Below are 18,252 nucleotides of genomic sequence, written 5' to 3'. Positions count from 1 at the left end.
TTAATTGACGGCGTCGGCAATGCTCTGCGGCACCGGGATCTGGATTTCCAGCAACTGCTGGGCGAAGGCCTTGCCTTGCGGGTCGATGCGCAGGCTGGCGACACCGCCGCCGCCGAGGGCGTTTTCCAGCAGGAAGTTGAGGCTATGGGTGCCAGGCAAGTACCAGCGCTGGACCCGGCCATGGACCGGGTCCAGTACATGCCCCATCCAGTCCACCAGCACCTCCGGGGTCAGGGCTTCGGCGATCCAGGGCAGGTAGTCGGGGTGGCGCGCCAGGACCCCGATGTTGCTGTGGTTGCCCTTGTCGCCGGAGCGCGCCACCGCCAGTTTCACCAGTGGCACGCTGGCGTCGGCGCGCCCCCGGGGCGCGGGCAGCGGGTGTGGCGCGGGCAGGGCCGTTGGGTCCAGGCGGTCGGTGTGCGGCAGGGCGCAGGGATGGCGCTGGCCGGCAACGTCGACCTCCAGCTGGCAGGCATCCTTGTCCAGCAGGAAGGAGAACAAACGGATGACCGGGTACACCGTCGGTCGTCCGCCGACGATTCCGGTCAGCCCCGGGGCCATGCCGGTGGCGGCCTGGGCGATCTCCCGGGAAAACAGCACCAGCGCCGCCTTGTTCGGGTGGCGCACCGCCAGTTTGATCACCACCTCGCGGCTGTCCTGGCGGCGGCCGTGGGGGCCGTAGGTGGCCTCGCTGCCCAGCAGTTCGATGTTCACTTCGCTGTAGTCGGCCCAGCCGCGCTGGCTGAACATTTCGCGGGTCTTGTCGATGATCGCCTGGCTGACCCGGCGTGCCTTGGCCACTGCGTCGATCCCGGCCATCAGGCAACTGGCGGTGCAGCGAAAACCGTCCGGGTAGGTGGCGCTGACCTTGTACTGATGGCTGGGGGGCAAGCCCTTGGCCCCCTGCACCCGGACTTCGTTCGCGGCCTGCTGCTGCAACTGCACCTGGGAGAAATCGCACACAACATCCGGAAGCAGGTAAGCCCGTGGATTGCCAATTTCGTACAGCAGCTGTTCACCGACCGTCAGCGGACTGATCAGCCCACCGCTGCCCGGCGCCTTGCTGACCACGAACTGGCCGTCGGCGCCGACTTCCACGATGGGGAAGCCGATGTGTTCGTAGTCGGGTACATCGCGCCAATCGGTGAAGTTGCCGCCGGTGCATTGGGCGCCGCATTCGATGATGTGCCCGGCCAGGGCGGCCTGGGCCAGGTGGTCGTAGTCCTGCCAGGACCAGTTGAATTCATGCACCAGGGCGGCGCTGACCACCGCGCTGTCGACCCCGCGGCCGGTGATCACGATGTCCGCTCCCAGGCGCAGCGCCTCGACAATGCCAGGAGCGCCGAGGTAGGCGTTGGTGGACACGCACAGGGGCGGCAGGGGGGCGCCGCTGAACATCTCGACGATCCCCGCCGTGCTCAGTTGCTTGAACTGCGGTTGCAGGTCGTCCCCCAGCAGCACGGCGATCTTCAAGGCCACCCCGGCCTGTTCGCAAGCCGCCTGCAAGGCGCTGGCACAGGCGTGCGGGTTGACCCCACCGGCGTTGCTGATGACCCGGATGCGCTGTTCGCGGATCGAGCCCAGCAAGGGCTTGAGCACCTCGACGAAATCCGTGGCATAGCCCGCGCTCGGGTCCTTCATGCGCGCCCCGGCCATGATCGACAGGGTGATCTCCGCCAGGTAGTCGAACACCAGGTAGTCCAGGCGCCCACCTTGCACCAGTTGCGCCGCGGCGCTGCTGGTGTCGCCCCAGAAGGCGCTGGCGCAGCCGATTCTTACGGTCTTGGTCATGACAGGGCTCTCGAATTAAGAACTGCAGGGAGGCTACCAAGCAAGCGCTTGGTTTGTAAATACGTTGATCCATTCTTCGGCCAAGCGCTTGCTTGGTAGCGGGCAGAGGCTTAAATTGCGCGCGCCACGGCCGGTTTTGCCGGGTTACGCTGAGTTATTGATGACGTGAAGGTAGGAGAACACCGGTGGACGAGCAAAAAGCCCTGCAGGTCGTACGCGAGCTGATCGCCAGCGGACAAGTGACCGATCCCGAGAGCGCCCGGGGCAAGCTGCTGCAGACCGCTGCGCACCTGTTTCGCAACAAGGGCTACGAGCGCACCACCGTGCGTGACCTGGCCAGCGCCGTGGGCATTCAGTCGGGCAGCATCTTTCATCACTTCAAGAGCAAGGACGACATCCTGCGCGCGGTGATGCAGGAAACCATCCACTACAACACCGCCTTGATGCGCGCCGAGCTGGCCGAAGCCGGCAGCGTGCGCGAGCGGGTCCTGGCGCTGATCCGCTGCGAACTGCAATCGATCATGGGCGGCAGTGGCGAAGCGATGGCGGTGTTGGTCTACGAGTGGCGTTCGCTGTCCGCGGAAGGCCAGGCGGCCGTGCTGGCGCTGCGCGACATCTACGAACAGATCTGGTTGCAGGTGCTGGGCGAGGCCAAGGACGCCGGGTTCATCAAGGGTGATGTGTTCATCACCCGGCGCTTTCTGACCGGCGCGCTGTCCTGGACCACCACCTGGTTCCGGGCCGAAGGCAGCATGACCCTCGAACAGTTGGCCCAGGAGGCTCTGCTGCTGGTGCTCAAGGATCATTGAGCGGCGCACTAATTGTGTGCCGCAACATTGTCGAAGTGGCTGAAAACGCCTAGCTTTAGCCCATCCATTTTCCTTTGTTTGAGGTGTGTTGCCTTGATGTCCTTGCCGCTGCGGTCAGCCTTGCGAATGCTCTTGCTGACACTGGCAACACTTTGGGTCTGCCCGGCCTCCTCGGCGCAGTTGGTGCGGGTCGCGGCGGCGCATTTCCCGCCTTATACCGTTCGCCCTGAAACCGGTGCCGACACCGGTTTGCTGCCGCAATTGGTGGAAGCCCTCAACCAGTCCCAGAGCGACTACCAGTTCGTTCTGGTGCCCACCTCGATTCCCCGGCGTTTCCGTGATTTCGAACAGGGCCGGGTCGACCTGGCGATCTTCGAGAACCCCGCCTGGGGCTGGCAGGACATTGCCCATACCAGCGTCGACATGGGCCTGGAGGACGCGGAGGTTTTCGTCGCCCAACAGCAGGACGGGCGCCAACAGGCCTATTTCGCCAACCTGGCGGGCAAGCGCCTGGCGTTGTTCAGCGGTTACCACTATGCCTTTGCCCAGTTCAACGCGGACCCCAAGTACCTGGCCGATACCTTCAACGCCACGCTGACCTATTCCCATGACAGCAACCTGCTGATGGTCCTGCGGGGCAGGGCGGACGTGGCCCTGGTGACCCGTTCCTACCTCAGTGACTTCCTTGCCCGCAATACCCAGGACACCGCCCAGCTGCTGGTTTCCGAGCGTATCGACCAGGTCTACCACCACTACGCCCTGATCCGACCCACGGCGCCGATCAGCGCCAAGGACTTTGCCGGGCTCCTGCAAAAACTGCGGGACAACGGCCAGATGCACAAGATCTTCGATCCCTACCGCATTGTCGTCATGAGCGTGCCCCGCGCCTGACGCCACATGTCGACCGGCCCGGCAGGGCTCGGGCTAAATTTCCCGCCTCGGCCCACGTCACTTGGTTGAATCCCCAAGCGACGGTGAGCCGTGCCATGCCCCTTGTAAATCCGTTGAGCGTTGTGGCCGTGCCCGCCGGCAGGTTGTCGGGAGTCGATGAGATTGCTGCCCGCCAGGGGCTGTTCGAGTCATTGCGGGGCAGGGGGCAGGCGCCTTCGCCGGTGGATGCCGAGGCGGCGCGGCAGGACCGGCTGGCCTTCTGGCTGTCGGCCCAGGTGCACGCGCTGTACCTGGGCTCGCCGGACGCGCAGCGTTGTGCGGCAGAGGCCCACCCGCCGGCCTGTGCGGCACCAGAGCGTTGTCGGTACTGCCAGCAGGAGTTCGATCTGTTGCACAAACGCGCAGCGTTGCTGGTGCTGGGTCGCAGTGGCCTGCTTGAGGTGTGAGCAGTGTTCAAACCGGCTGCTGGCGGACGCCGTCCGGCGCCGTTCAGCGACGAGCGAAGGTGTCGGGGCGGTTGCCCGAGACTTTGCGGCAATGCACCAGGGCATCGCGAATCATGAAGTTGACCAGGGTCGGCGAGACCCCGAGCTCCTTGGCGATGTCCTTTTGCGGGACACCGTGCAGGCGGTACATCTCGAAGGCGTAGCGCGTGCGGCTGGGCAGTTCGGTCAGGGCTTCGGCGATGTGTTCCAGGGTGGAAAAGTTCATGTGCGAGGTTTCAGGTGACGCGCCATGAATCACCACATTCAGGCCTTCCTCTTCAGTGCCGGAATACTTCTGCTCCAGCGCCTGCTTGCGGTAGTGATCGATGGCCAGGTTGCGCACGATCTGGAACAGGTAGCTGAGCTGGGCCTTGAACGAGGAGGTGATGTGCGGCGCCGATTGCAGGCGGAAGAAGGCGTCTTGAACCACGTCTTCTGCCCGTGACCGGCAGCCGGTAATACGCGCTGCAATCTTCACCAGGATCAGACGGTTGTCGACAAAAGCCTGGAGTAACGGTGAATCGCACCTGCTTGTGGATACTTGTTCCGTCATGGAAATCACCTTGTTGCAAAGAAGTTAGTGGGACGTCAGAAAAATCTGACCCGTCCTACACATCGAGCGACAAATTAGGCTGAATGATAATGATTGTCAATTGAGAAAAAGAACTAATGCTCTTCAGCATTGCAGATTGCGAACGGCTGCTCGTCAGCGGCCTGAATCAGGCCTTGAAGGGCAGGATGCGGACTAATTATTTCAAGACGTCATCCGTTCTCATTGGAGAAAGATTCCGGGTAGCAGACCCGGCCACGGCGCCCTGCGGATGTCCATGATTTTCAGATAACCATTTGATTTTCAAATGGTTGTCGGGGTTGTGGGAGAGCGGGGCCCGCTCTCCATTGCAAGCACAATCCTGGCAGGAAATCCCATGACGGACGCGTTCGAACTCCCCAGCACCCTGGCCCAAGCCCTTCAACGCCGGGCAGTCCTGGCACCTGATCAAGTGGCGTTGCGGTTTCTTGCCCAAGAGCAGGAGCAGAGCGTGGTCCTCAGTTACCGGGACCTGGATCTTCGCGCGCGAACCATTGCCGCCGCCCTGCAAGCCCACGCCGAATTCGGTGACCGCGCGGTGCTGCTGTTCCCCAGCGGCCCGGACTACGTCGCGGCGTTTTTCGGTTGCCTGTACGCCGGGGTGATCGCGGTGCCGGCCTACCCGCCGGAGTCGACCCGCCGCCATCACCAGGAGCGGCTGCTTTCGATCCTGGCCGACGCCGAGCCACGGCTGCTGCTGACCAGCGCCGGGCTGCGCGATTCGCTGATGCAGTTGGACGAACTGCAGGCCGCGGGCGCGCCGCAACTGCTCTGCGTGGACACCCTGGACGCCGCGCTGGCGCAGGACTGGCAGGCCGTGGAGCTCAAGGACCACGACATCGCCTTCCTGCAGTACACCTCCGGCTCCACCGCGCTGCCCAAGGGCGTGCAGGTCAGCCATGGCAACCTGGTGGCCAACGAACTGCTGATCCGGCGCGGTTTTGGCATCGACCTCAACCCGGACGACGTGATCGTCAGCTGGCTGCCGCTGTACCACGACATGGGCCTGATCGGCGGCCTGCTGCAACCGATCTTCAGCGGCGTGCCTTGCGTGCTGATGTCGCCGGCCTATTTCCTCGCCCGGCCCGTGCGCTGGCTGGAAGCGATCAGCGAATACGGCGGCACCATCAGCGGCGGCCCGGATTTCGCCTACCGCCTGTGCAGCGAGCGGGTCAGCGAATCGGCCCTGGAGCACCTCGACCTCAGCCGCTGGCGCGTGGCCTATTCCGGCTCCGAGCCGATCCGCCTCGACACCCTGGAGCGTTTCGCCGAGAAGTTCAGCGCCTGCGGTTTCAGCGAGCAGCATTTCCTCGCGTCCTACGGCCTGGCCGAAGCCACCCTGTTCGTGGCCGGGGGCGTGCGCGGCCAGGGCATCCCGGCCCTGCAGCTGGACGACCAGGCCCTGGCGCAGAACCGCGCCGAGCCGGGGCCGGGCAGCGCGATGATGAGCTGCGGCTTCAGCCAGCCTGAGCACGCCGTGCTGCTGATGGATCCGCAGCAGCTCACGGAATTGCCTGACAACTGCATCGGCGAAGTCTGGGCCGCCGGGCCGAGCATCGCCCACGGCTACTGGCGCAATCCCGAAGCCACGGCCAAGACCTTCGTCCAGCATGCCGGCCGCACCTGGCTGCGCACCGGCGACCTGGGCTTCATGCGCGACGGCGAGCTGTTCATCACCGGGCGCCTGAAAGACCTGCTGATCGTGCGCGGGCACAACCTGTATCCCCAGGACATCGAAAAGACCATCGAGCGCGAAGTGGAAGTGGTGCGCAAGGGCCGGGTGGCGGCGTTCGCGGTCAACGACCAGGGCCAGGAAGGCATCGGCATCGCCGCGGAAATCAGCCGCAGTGTGCAGAAGATCCTGCCCCCCGAGGCGCTGATCAAGGCCATCCGCCAGGCGGTGGCCGAAGCCTGCCAGGAAGCGCCGAGCGTGGTGGTGCTGCTCAACCCCGGGGCCTTGCCGAAAACCTCCAGCGGCAAGTTGCAGCGTTCCGCCTGCCGCACCCGGCTGGCCGATGGCAGCCTGGATCACTACGCGCTGTTCCCCGATGCCAGCCGTGAACCCGCCAGCGTCGCGCCAGGTTCCAGCGACGAACTGCAAGCGCGGATCGGCCGCCTCTGGCAGGAACAACTGCACTGCGCGTCAGTGGCCGCCGACGATCACTTCTTCCTCCTGGGGGGCAACTCGATTGCCGCCACCCAGGTCATGGCCCGCCTGCGGGAAGAGCTCGGCCTGGAGCTGGGCCTGCGGCTGTTGTTCGAAGCGCCGACCCTGGGTGCCTTCACCGCCGCCGTGGCGCGCCAGCAACAGGACGGCGGCGTGGCCCAGGGCAGTATCCAGGCCCTGTCGCGCCAGCAGCCGCTGCCCCAATCCCTGGCGCAGAACCGCCTGTGGATCACCTGGCAACTGGACCCGCACAGCAGCGCCTACAACATTCCCGGCGGCCTGCGCCTGCGTGGCGAGCTGGACGAAGACGCCCTGCGCGCCAGCTTCCAGCACCTGCTGCAGCGTCACGAAGCGCTGCGCACGCGGTTCTTCGAGCGCGACGGCCAGGCCCTGCAACAAGTGGACGCGGCCGGTGAGTTCAACCTGCAGGTGATCGACATCAGCGATCTGCCTGTGGCCGAGCGTGAAGCCCGGGCGCAGCAGATTCGCGAAGACGAGGCGCGCACCCAGTTCGACCTGGAAAAGGGCCCGCTGTACTGGGCGACCCTGATGCGCCTGGACGATGAAGAACACCAGTTGCTGCTGACCCTGCACCACATCATTGCCGACGGCTGGTCGCTGAATATCCTGATCGACGAGTTCTCCCGGCTCTACGCCGCCGCGGTCCAGGGCCAGAGCCTGGAGCTGGCACCGCTGGCCCTGCAATACGCCGACTACGGCAGCTGGCAGCGCCAGTGGCTGGCCCAGGGCGAAGGCCAGCGCCAGCTGGACTACTGGAAGCAGCAACTGGCCGACGAGGCCCCGGTGCTCAGCCTGGCCACCGACCACCCGCGTTCGGCCCAGGTCCGCCACAGCGCCGCGCGCCACAGCCAGCGCCTGAGCGCGAGCCTCAGCGAAGCCGTGCGCCAGGCCGCCCAGGCCCAGCACGCCACGCCGTTCATGCTGTTGCTGGCGGCGTTCCAGACCCTGCTGCAGCGCTACAGCGGGCAGACCGAAATTCGCATCGGCGTGCCCAACGCCAACCGCCCGCGCCTGGAAACCCAGGGCCTGCTGGGCTTCTTCATCAATACCCAGGTGCTGCGCGGCCAGTTGGATGCGCGCCAGACCTTTACCGAGCTGCTGCAACAGACCCGTCGCAGTGTCCTTGAGGCCCAGGCTCACCAGGACCTGCCCTTCGAACAGTTGCTCGAAGCCTTCCCCGAAGCCCGTGAGCAAGGCCTGTTCCAGGTCATGTTCAACCACCAGCAACGCGACCTCAGCGCCTTGCGCCGCCTGCCGGGGCTGCTGGCCGAAGAGCTGCCGTGGCACAGCCGCGAGGCCAAGTTCGACCTGCAACTGCACAGCGAGGAAGACCGCAACGGCCGCCTGAGCCTGGCCTTCGACTACGCCGACGAGCTGTTCGAAGCGGCGACCATCGAGCGCCTGGCCGGGCATTTCATCAGCCTGCTGGAGCACGCCTGCCAGCACCCGGACAGCGCCCTGGGCGACTTGCCGTTGCTCGGCAAGCTCGAAGCGGCGCAACTGCAGCAATGGAGCGTGGCCCCCTGCGCGAGCGCCGAGCGCTGGTTGCCGGAGCGCCTGCAGGAACAACTGCAGCAGGCCCCGGAGCGCACCGCGCTGGTGTGGGACGGCGGGCAACTGAGCTTTGCCGAACTGCACGCCCAGGCCAACCGCCTGGCCCACTACCTGCGGGACAAGGGCGTGGGCCCGGACGTGTGCGTGGCCATTGCCGCCGAGCGTTCGCCGCAACTGCTGATCGGCCTGTTGGCGATCATCAAGGCCGGCGGCGCCTACGTGCCCCTGGACCCGGATTACCCCGCCGAGCGCTTGGCCTACATGCTCGCCGACAGCGGCGTGCAACTGCTGTTGACCCAGACCCAGCTGCTCGGCCAGATGCCCGAAGCCCCAGGCGTCAGCGCCATCGCCATGGACAGCCTCAAGCTCGACAGCTGGCCGAGCCACGCCCCGGGCCTGCACCTGGACGGCGAGCACCTGGCCTACGTGATCTACACCTCCGGCTCCACCGGCCAGCCCAAGGGCGTCGGCAACACCCACCGCGCCCTGATGGAACGCCTGCAATGGATGCAGGACAGCTACCAGCTGCAAGCCGACGATGTGCTGATGCAGAAGGCCCCCATCAGCTTCGACGTCTCGGTCTGGGAATGCTTCTGGCCGCTGATCAGCGGCTGCCGCCTGCTGCTCGCCGCCCCCGGCGAGCACCGCGACCCGCACCGCATCACCCAGCTGGTCCAGGAACACGGCGTGACCACGCTGCACTTCGTGCCGCCGTTGTTGCAGCTGTTCGTCGATGAACCGCTGAGCGCCGAATGCCACAGCCTGCGCCGGGTGTTCTCCGGCGGCGAAGCCTTGCCCGCCGAGCTGCGCGACCGCCTGCTGCAGCAGTTGCCGAATGCGCAACTGCACAACCGTTACGGCCCGACCGAAACCGCGATCAACGTCACCCACTGGCAGTGCTCGCTGGAGGACGGCGAGCGTTCGCCCATTGGCCGCCCGCTGGGCAATGTGCTGTGCCGGGTGCTGGACGCCGAGCTCAACCCGTTGCCGGCCGGGGTTCCGGGCGAGCTGTGCATCAGCGGCCAGGGCCTGGCCCGGGGTTACCTGGGGCGCCCGGCGCTCACCGCCGAGCGCTTTGTCGTCGACCCGCTGAGCGAAGAGGGCGCGCGCCTGTACCGCACCGGCGACCGGGTGCGCTGGTGCGCCGATGGCGTGCTGGAATACCTCGGGCGCCTCGACCAGCAGGTCAAGCTGCGCGGCTTCAGGGTCGAGCCGCAGGAAATCGAAGCGCGGCTGCTGGCCCAGGACGGCGTGGCCCAGGCCGTGGTGCTGGTGCGCGACAGCGTCGCCGGCCCGCAGTTGATCGGCTACTACACCGCCCCTGCCAGCGACGAAGATGAAACCGCACACAGCGCCCGACTGGCCAGCGCCCTGGCCGCCGAGTTGCCGGAGTACATGGTGCCGGCGCAACTGCTGCGCCTGGACGCCATGCCCCTGAGCCCCAGCGGCAAGCTCGACCGCCGTGCCTTGCCGGAGCCGCAATGGCAGCTGCGTGAGCACGTCGAACCGGGCACCGATCTGGAACGGCAGATCGCCGCCATCTGGCGCGAAGTGCTGGGCCAGCCACGGATCGGCCTCAAGGACGACTTCTTCGCCCTGGGCGGGCATTCGCTGCTGGCCACCCAGATCATTTCCCGCACCCGCCAGGCCTGCGACGTCGAGCTGCCGCTGCGGGCGCTGTTCGAAGCCAGCGAGCTGGGGGCCTTTGCCGAACAGGTGCTGCTGGTCCAGCAGTCCGGCGCGCGCAACCAGCAGCCGCCGATTGCCCGGGTCGACCGCAGCCAGCCGGTGCCGCTGTCCTATTCCCAGCAGCGCATGTGGTTCCTCTGGCAGATGGAACCCGACAGCCCGGCCTATAACGTCGGTGGCATGGCGCGGTTGTCTGGGGTGCTCGACGTGGGGCGCTTCGAGGCTGCGTTGCAGGCACTGATCCTGCGCCACGAAACCCTGCGCACCACCTTCCCCAGCGTCAATGGCGTGGCCCATCAGCAGGTGCACGCCGACACCGGCTTGCGCATGGCCTGGAAGGATTTCTCGGCCCTGGCTCCTGAGGCACGACAGCAGCGCCTGCAACAGCTGGCGGACAGCGAAGCGCACCAGCCCTTCGACCTGGAAACCGGCCCCTTGCTGCGCGCCTGCCTGGTCAAGGCCGGGGAGCAGGAGCACTACTTCGTCCTGACCCTGCACCACATCGTCACCGAAGGCTGGGCCATGGACATCTTCGCCCGCGAATTGGGCGCGCTGTACGAAGCTTTCCTCGATGACCGCGAATCGCCCCTGGAGCCACTGCCGGTGCAGTACCTGGACTACAGCGTCTGGCAGCGCCAGTGGCTGGAATCCGGTGAGCGCCAGCGTCAGCTGGACTACTGGACCGGGCAACTGGGCCGCGAACACCCGCTGCTGGAACTGCCCAGCGACCGGCCACGCCCGGCGGTGCAAAGCCACCAGGGCGAGCTGTACCGCTTCGACTTGAGCGACCAGCTGGCGGCCCGGGTGCGCGCCTTCAATGCCGAGCACGGCCTGACCCTGTTCATGACCATGACCGCGGCGCTGTCGGTGCTGCTCTATCGCTACAGCGGCCAGACCGACCTGCGCATCGGCGCGCCGGTGGCCAACCGCATCCGCCCGGAAAGCGAAGGGCTGATCGGCGCCTTCCTCAATACCCAGGTGCTGCGTTGCCAGCTCGACGGGCAGATGAGCGTCGGCCAGTTGCTGGAGCAGGTGCGCCACACGGTGATCGAGGGCCAGTCGCACCAGGACCTGCCGTTCGACCATCTGGTGGAAGCCTTGCAGCCGCCGCGCAGCGCCGCCTACAACCCGCTGTTCCAGGTGATGTGCAACGTCCAGCGCTGGGAGTTCCAGCAAACCCGGCAACTGGCCGGGATGACCGTGGACTATCTGGTCAACGACGCCCGGGCCACCAAGTTCGACCTCAACCTGGAAGTCACCGACCTGGATCAGCGCCTGGGTTGCTGCCTGACCTACAGCACCGACCTGTTCGACGAGCCGCGCATTGCACGCATGGCCGACCATTGGCGCAACCTGCTGGAAGCCTTGCTCAATGATCCGCAACAGCGCCTGTGCGAGTTGCCGTTGCTGCAAGCCGAGGAACAGCAACAACTGCTCGACAGCCTGAGTGTGGAGCCCGGCGAGCAACGCCTGGACCAGTGCATCCACCACCTGTTCAGCGAGCAGGCCCTGGCCCGCAAGGACGCCCCGGCCCTGACTTTTGCCGGGCAGACCCTGAGCTACAGCGAACTGGACAGCCGCGCCAACCGCCTGGCCTGGATGCTCCGCGAGCGTGGCGTGGGCCCGCAGGTGCGGGTCGGCCTGGCCCTGGAGCGTTCCCTGGAAATGGTCGTCGGCCTGCTGGCGATCCTCAAGGCCGGTGGCGCCTACGTGCCCCTGGACCCGGAATACCCGCTGGACCGCCTGCACTACATGATCGAAGACAGCGGCCTCGGCCTGCTGCTCAGTGATGCGCGGATGTTCGCCGCCCTGGGCGAGTTGCCGACGAGCGTCGGTCGTTGGTGCCTGGAGGAGGACGGCGCGCTGCTGGCCGACTACCCGGCCAGCGAGCTGCCTTTCATCAGCCTGCCCCAGCACCAGGCGTACCTGATCTACACCTCCGGCTCCACCGGCCAGCCCAAGGGCGTGGTGGTGTCCCACGGGGAAATCGCCATGCACTGCCAGGCGGTGATCCGCCGTTTCGGCATGCGCCCGGACGACTGCGAGCTGCACTTCTATTCCATCAACTTCGACGCCGCCACCGAGCGCTTGCTGGTGCCGCTGCTCAGAGGCGCGCAACTGGTGCTGCGGGCTCAGGGCCAGTGGGACGCCGAAGAGATCTGCCAGCTGATTCGCCAGCATCGCATCAGCATCCTCGGCTTCACCCCCAGCTACGGCAGCCAGCTGGCCCAGCACCTGGCCAGCCAGCAGCAGACCCTGCCGGTGCGCATGTGCATCACCGGGGGCGAGGCCCTGACCGGCGAACACCTGCAGCGCATCCGCGCGGCGTTCCAGCCGAGCCTGTTCTTCAACGCCTACGGCCCCACCGAAACCGTGGTCATGCCCCTGGCCAGCCTGGCGCCAGAGCACTTGGCCGAAGGCGTGGCCAGCGTGCCGATTGGCAGCATCGTCGGGGCGCGGGTGGCTTACATTCTCGATGCCGATCTGGCGTTGGTGCCACCCGGCGCCACCGGTGAGCTGTATGTCGGCGGCGCCGGTTTGGCCCAGGGCTATCACCGTCGTCCGGGGATGAGCGCCGAACGCTTTGTCGCCGACCCGTTCACCCGCGATGGCGGGCGCCTGTACCGCACCGGCGATCTGGTGCGCCAGTGCGCCGACGGCCAGTTGGAGTACATCGGCCGGGTCGACCATCAAGTGAAGATTCGCGGCTTCCGCATCGAGCTGGGGGAAATCGAAACCCGCCTGCTGGACCATCCAGCGGTGCGTGAAGCGGTGGTGCTGGCCCTGGACACCCCGGCCGGCAAACAGCTGGCCGGTTATCTGGTGAGCGAGGTGGCCGAGCGCAACGAGGTGCAGCAGGCCAACCTGCGGGAAGCCCTCAAGCAGCAGCTGAAAACCCAGCTGCCGGACTACATGGTGCCGACCCACCTGATCCTGCTGGCCAGCATGCCGCTGACCGCCAACGGCAAGCTCGACCGCCGGGCCCTGCCAATGCCGGACCCAGAGCTCAACCGCCAGCAGTACGTGGCACCGAGCAACGCGCTGGAACAGACCCTGGCCGGGGTCTGGGGCGACGTGCTGAACGTGCGGCAAGTGGGGCTCAACGACAACTTCTTCGAACTGGGGGGCGACTCGATCCTGTCGATCCAGGTGGTCAGCCGCGCCCGCCAGCTGGGGCTGCACTTCACCCCGCGCGACCTGTTCCAGCACCAGACCGTGCAGGCCCTGGCGCGGGTCGCCAGCCACACCCAGCGCATCAGCGCCGAGCAGGGCCTGCTCAGTGGCGAAGCGCCGCTGACGCCGATCCAGCACTGGTTCTTCGACGCGGCCATTCCCCAACCGCAGCACTGGAACCAGGCGCTGCTGCTGGAGCCGCTGGGCGTGCTCGATGCCCAGACGCTGGAGCAGGCGCTGCTGGCGGTGCTGGAGCAGCACGACGCCCTGCGCCTGCGTTTCAAACCGGTGGATGGGCAGTGGCGCGCCGAGTACCTGCCGCTGTCCGACGCCCCTGTGCTGTGGCAAGTGCGGGTGCCGTCCATGGCCACCTGCGAGGCGCTGTTCGCCGACGCCCAGCGCAGCCTCGATCTGGAACACGGGCCGCTGCTGCGGGCAGTGCTGGTGGACGGGCCGGAAGGCGAGCAGCGCCTGCTGCTGGCGATCCACCACCTGGTGGTGGACGGCGTGTCCTGGCGCGTGCTGCTGGAAGACCTGCAGAACGCCTACCGCCAGTTGCAAGCCGGGCAGAGCCTGAACCTGCCGGCCAAGACCAGCGCCCTGCGCGACTGGTCGAGCCGCCTGCAGGCCTATGCCGGCAGCGAATCCCTGCGTGAAGAGCTGGGCTGGTGGCAGCAGCAACTGGCCGGCCCGGCCGCGCAACTGCCGGGGCTCAACGCCACTGGCCGCCAGCAGCATCAGCAGGCCCGCAGCCACAGCGTGACCCTGGATGCCGAGCGCACCCGCCAACTGCTGCAACAGGCCCCGGCAGCCTACCGCACCCAGGTCAACGATCTTCTGCTGACCGCCCTGGCCCGGGTGCTGTGCCGCTGGAGCGGGCAGCCTTCGGCCCTGGTGCAACTGGAAGGCCACGGCCGCGAGGCGCTGTTCGACGAGATCGACCTGACCCGCAGCGTCGGCTGGTTCACCAGCGCCTATCCGCTGCGCCTGACCCCGTTGCAGGTGGAGGAAGCGGCCGGGCAGGGCGCTTCGATCAAGGCCATCAAGGAACAACTGCGGGCCGTGCCGCACAAGGGCCTGGGTTATGGCGTGCTGCGCTACCTGGCGGATGAAAGCTGCCGCGAGGCTTTGGCGGTGCTGCCGCTGGCGCCGGTGACCTTCAACTACCTGGGGCAGTTCGACCAGAGCTTCGGCGCCGACGCGCTGCTGCGTCCGCTGGACGAATCCGTCGGCCCGGCCCATGCACCGCAAGCGCCGCTGCCCAACGAACTGAGCATCGACAGCCAGGTGTATGGCGGCGAGCTGGTGCTGCGCTGGACCTACAGCGCCGAACGCTTTGACGCCGAGCTGATCGGCGAGCTGGCGGGCGCCTACCTGGGCGAGCTGCACAGCCTGATCGAGCATTGCCTGAGGGACGAGGCCGGAGGCCTGACGCCGTCGGACTTCCCCCTGGCGCGCCTGACCCAGGCCCAGCTCGATGGCCTGCCGGTGCCGGCGGTGCAGATCGAGGACGTCTACCCGCTGACCCCGATGCAGGAAGGCATGCTGCTGCACACCCTGCTGGAGCCGGGCACCGGCCTCTACTACATGCAGGACCGCTACCGCATCAACAGCGAGCTGGACCCGGAGCGTTTCGCCCAGGCCTGGCAGGCGGTGGTGGCCCGCCATGAAGCGCTGCGCGCGTCCTTCTGCTGGAACGTCGGCGAAGACATGCTGCAGGTTATCCACAAGCCGGGCCGCACCCCGATCGAGTTCCTCGACTGGAGCGCGGTGCCCGAGGCCGAGCAAGAAGCCAAGCTCCAGACTCTGCATAAAGCCGAGCGCGAGGCCGGTTTCGACCTGCTCAACCAGGCGCCGTTCCACCTGCGGCTGATCCGCGTCGGCGCCGCGCGCTACTGGTTCATGATGAGCAACCACCACATCCTCATCGATGCCTGGTGCCGCTCGCTGCTGATGAACGACTTCTTCGAGATCTACACCGCCCTGGGCGAAGGCCGTGAGGCGCAGCTGGCGGTGCCACCGCGCTACCGCGACTACATCGGCTGGCTGCAACACCAGAGCCTGTCCGAGGCGCGGCAGTGGTGGCGGCAGAACCTTGAAGGCTTCGAACGCACCACGCCGATCCCCAGCGACCGGCCGTTCCTGCGCGAACACGCCGGTGACAGCGGCGGCATGATCGTCGGCGACTGCTACACCCGCCTCGACGCCCGGGACGGCGCGCAACTGCGCGAGCTGGCGCAGCAGCATCAGCTGACCGTCAACACCTTCGCCCAGGCGGCCTGGGCCCTGGTGCTGCGGCGCATGAGCGGCGATCGCGACGTGCTGTTCGGCGTCACCGTGGCCGGGCGCCCGGTGCAGATGCCGGAAATGCAACGCACCGTCGGCCTGTTCATCAACAGCATCGCCCTGCGGGTCAAGCTGCCCGAGGAGGGCGAACGTTGCAGCGTGCGCCAGTGGCTCAGCGACTTGCTCGACCGCAACATGCAACTGCGTGAATACGAATACCTGCCGCTGGTGGCGATTCAGGAATGCAGCGAGCTGCCCAAGGGCCAGCCGCTGTTCGACAGCCTGTTCGTGTTCGAGAACGCCCCGGTGGAAGTCTCGGTGCTGGACCGCGCGCAGAGCCTGAACGCCAGTTCGGATTCCGGCCGTACCCACACCAACTTCCCGATCACCGCCGTGTGCTACCCGGGAGATGACCTGGGCCTGCACCTGTCCTACGACCAGCGCTACTTCGAGCAGGCGACCATCGAACGCCTGCTCGGCGAGTTCAAGCGCCTGCTGCTGGCGCTGATGCAGGGTTTGCATGGCGACATGGCCGAACTGCCGCTGCTGGGCGCAGAGGAGCAGGACTTCCTGCTGGCCGGCTGCAACCAGAGCGAGCATGAGTACCCGCTGGAGCGCAGCTACGTGGAGCTGTTCGAGGCCCAGGTGGCGGCCCATCCGCAACGCATCGCCGCCAGTTGCCTGGACCAGCGCTACAGCTATGCCGAGTTGAACCAGCGCAGCAACCGCCTGGGCCATGCGCTGATCGCCAACGGCGTGGGCTTTGATCAGCCGGTGGCCTTGCTGGCCGAACGCAGCCTGGAACTCTTGGGCATGATCATCGGCAGCTTCAAGGCCGGGGCCGGCTACCTGCCCCTGGACCCGGGCCTGCCGAGCCAGCGCCTGGGCCGCATCATCGAGCTCAGCCGGACGCCGATCCTGGTCTGCACCGCGGCCTGCCGCGAACAGGCCCAGGCCCTGCTGGACGAGTTCGCCTGCGCCGGGCGGCCACGGCTGCTGGTCTGGGAAGAACTGCAAGGCGCCGGGCATGCCGAAAGCAACCCGGGGCGCTACAGCGCGCCGGACAACCTGGCCTACGTGATCTACACCTCCGGTTCCACCGGCCTGCCCAAGGGCGTGATGGTGGAGCAGCGCGGCATGCTCAACAACCAACTGAGCAAGGTGCCGTACCTGCACTTAAGCGAGGCTGACGTGATTGCCCAGACCGCCTCCCAGAGCTTCGATATTTCGGTCTGGCAGTTCCTTGCCGCGCCGCTGTTCGGCGCCCGGGTCGACATCGTGCCCAACGCCATCGCCCACGATCCCCAGGGCTTGCTGGCCCACGTCGAGGAACAGGGCATCAGCGTGCTGGAGAGCGTGCCGTCGCTGATCCAGGGCATGCTCGCCCAGGACGCGATAGCCCTCGATGGCCTGCGCTGGATGCTGCCCACCGGCGAAGCCATGCCGCCGGAGCTGGCGCACCAGTGGCTGCTGCGTTATCCACAGATCGGTTTGGTGAACGCCTACGGCCCGGCGGAATGCTCCGATGACGTGGCCTTCTTCCGTGTCGACCTGGCTTCGACCCGGGGCGCCTACCTGCCCATCGGCACGCCCACCGACAACAACCTGCTGTACCTGATGGACGAAGCCCTGGAGCTGGTGCCCCTGGGCGCGGTCGGCGAGCTGTGCGTGGCCGGCACCGGGGTCGGCCGTGGTTACGTCAGCGACCCGTTGCGCACCGCGCAGGCCTTCGTGCCCCATCCGTTCGGTGCCGCGGGCGAACGCCTGTACCGCACCGGTGACCTGGCACGCCGGCGCAGCGACGGCGTATTGGAATACGTTGGCCGGATCGACCATCAGGTGAAGATCCGCGGCTACCGCATCGAACTGGGCGAGATCGAAGCGCGCCTGCACGAACAACCGGAAGTCCGCGATGCGGCGGTGGGCGTGCAGGAAGGGGTCAACGGCAAGCACCTGGTGGGCTATCTGGTGGCCAGTGACTCAAGCCTGAGCCCGAGCGAATGCCTGGAGCGGATCAAGCCGCGGCTGCGCGCCGAACTGCCGGAATACATGGTGCCGCTGCACTGGCTGTGGCTGGAGCGCTTGCCCCTCAACGCCAACGGCAAGCTCGACCGCAAGGCCCTGCCGGCCCTGGAGATCGGCCAGTTGCAGAGCCAGGACTATCACGCCCCGGGCAGCGAACTGGAGCAAACCCTGGCCGACATCTGGGCCGAGGTGCTCAAGGTCGAGCGGGTGGGCGTGCGCGACAACTTCTTCGAGTTGGGCGGGCATTCCCTGCTGGCCACGCAGATCGCCTCGCGGGTACAGAAGACCCTGCAACGCAACGTACCGCTGCGGGCCATGTTCGAGTGCAGCACGGTGCAGGAACTGGCCGCCTACATCGACGGGCTGGGTGCCAATGCAATTAACGAGGAGAAAGTGGACCGGCTGAGTGACCTGATGGCCGAGCTGGAGGGCTTGTAAGCTTTTGTGGCGAGGGAGCTTGCTCCCGCTGGGTGGCGCAGCCACCCCAATGGCTGCCACCTCGTTGCTCCAGGAAGCTTGCGGATTCGGGCATTACGGCCACTGCACAACCGAGCGGTCGTAATGCCTTCCTGTGGCGAGGGAGCTTGCTCCCGCTGGGTGGCGCAGCCGCCCCAATGGCTGCCACCTTGTTGCTCCAGGAAGCTCGCGGATTCAGGCTTTACGGCCGCTGCGCGCCCGAGCGGGAGCAAGCTCCCTCGCCACATTGGGGGGCGGCCACGCCGCTGATCCTTGCTATAGTCCGCCGCGCATTGCCCGACAGCAGCCCTGTCG

General features: G+C 66.8%; 6 protein-coding genes. 4 read left to right on the top strand and 2 right to left on the bottom strand.

The window, feature by feature from the left end:
- Window positions 1-1,791: an acyclic terpene utilization AtuA family protein gene (locus LXM55_RS08575; protein WP_233320005.1), complete on the bottom strand. Its 1,791-nt coding sequence runs from the start codon at window positions 1,789-1,791 to the stop codon at window positions 1-3.
- A 185-nt stretch (window positions 1,792-1,976) separates the two neighbouring features.
- Here LXM55_RS08575 and LXM55_RS08570 point away from each other — a divergent pair, with 185 nt between their 5' ends.
- The 3 genes from LXM55_RS08570 to LXM55_RS08560 all read left to right on the top strand — a co-directional run bounded on the left by LXM55_RS08570 (window position 1,977) and on the right by LXM55_RS08560 (window position 3,937).
- Window positions 1,977-2,600 (top strand): TetR/AcrR family transcriptional regulator, encoded by a 624-nt coding sequence (locus LXM55_RS08570; RefSeq protein ID WP_233320004.1) that lies wholly within the window; start codon window positions 1,977-1,979, stop codon window positions 2,598-2,600.
- Between the two features lie 96 nt (window positions 2,601-2,696).
- On the top strand, window positions 2,697-3,491 hold the full coding sequence (locus LXM55_RS08565) for a substrate-binding periplasmic protein (RefSeq protein WP_233320003.1): 795 nt from the start codon (window positions 2,697-2,699) through the stop codon (window positions 3,489-3,491).
- A 95-nt stretch (window positions 3,492-3,586) separates the two neighbouring features.
- Window positions 3,587-3,937, top strand: a complete 351-nt coding sequence (locus LXM55_RS08560; RefSeq protein ID WP_233320002.1) for a hypothetical protein — start codon at window positions 3,587-3,589, stop codon at window positions 3,935-3,937.
- 43 nt (window positions 3,938-3,980) lie between these two features.
- Here the strand turns inward: LXM55_RS08560 and LXM55_RS08555 are convergent, their stop codons facing one another.
- Complete coding sequence (locus tag LXM55_RS08555) at window positions 3,981-4,529, bottom strand: RNA polymerase factor sigma-70 (protein WP_233320001.1); 549 nt, start codon at window positions 4,527-4,529, stop codon at window positions 3,981-3,983.
- A 373-nt stretch (window positions 4,530-4,902) separates the two neighbouring features.
- On the opposite strand from LXM55_RS08555, the gene LXM55_RS08550 reads away from it, so the two are divergent.
- A complete protein-coding gene (locus LXM55_RS08550; protein WP_233320000.1) occupies window positions 4,903-17,919 on the top strand; it encodes a non-ribosomal peptide synthetase in 13,017 nt (4,338 codons plus the stop codon).
- Window positions 17,920-18,252 lie beyond the last annotated feature (333 nt).

This window comes from Pseudomonas sp. Au-Pse12, from assembly GCF_021341665.1.
Classification (GTDB): domain Bacteria; phylum Pseudomonadota; class Gammaproteobacteria; order Pseudomonadales; family Pseudomonadaceae; genus Aquipseudomonas.
Note: the sequence above shows the minus strand (reverse complement) of the source record. Positions and strands in the feature narration are given on the sequence as shown.

Excerpts from the sequence above, each read along its gene's own strand:
- LXM55_RS08575 (WP_233320005.1), bottom strand. The coding sequence starts at position 1,791 with ATGACCAAGACCGTAAGAATCGGCTGCGCCAGCGCCTTCTGGGGCGAC.
- LXM55_RS08550 (WP_233320000.1), top strand. The coding sequence starts at position 4,903 with ATGACGGACGCGTTCGAACTCCCCAGCACCCTGGCCCAAGCCCTTCAA.
- LXM55_RS08560 (WP_233320002.1), top strand. The coding sequence starts at position 3,587 with ATGCCCCTTGTAAATCCGTTGAGCGTTGTGGCCGTGCCCGCCGGCAGG.
- LXM55_RS08565 (WP_233320003.1), top strand. The coding sequence starts at position 2,697 with ATGTCCTTGCCGCTGCGGTCAGCCTTGCGAATGCTCTTGCTGACACTG.
- LXM55_RS08555 (WP_233320001.1), bottom strand. The coding sequence starts at position 4,529 with ATGACGGAACAAGTATCCACAAGCAGGTGCGATTCACCGTTACTCCAG.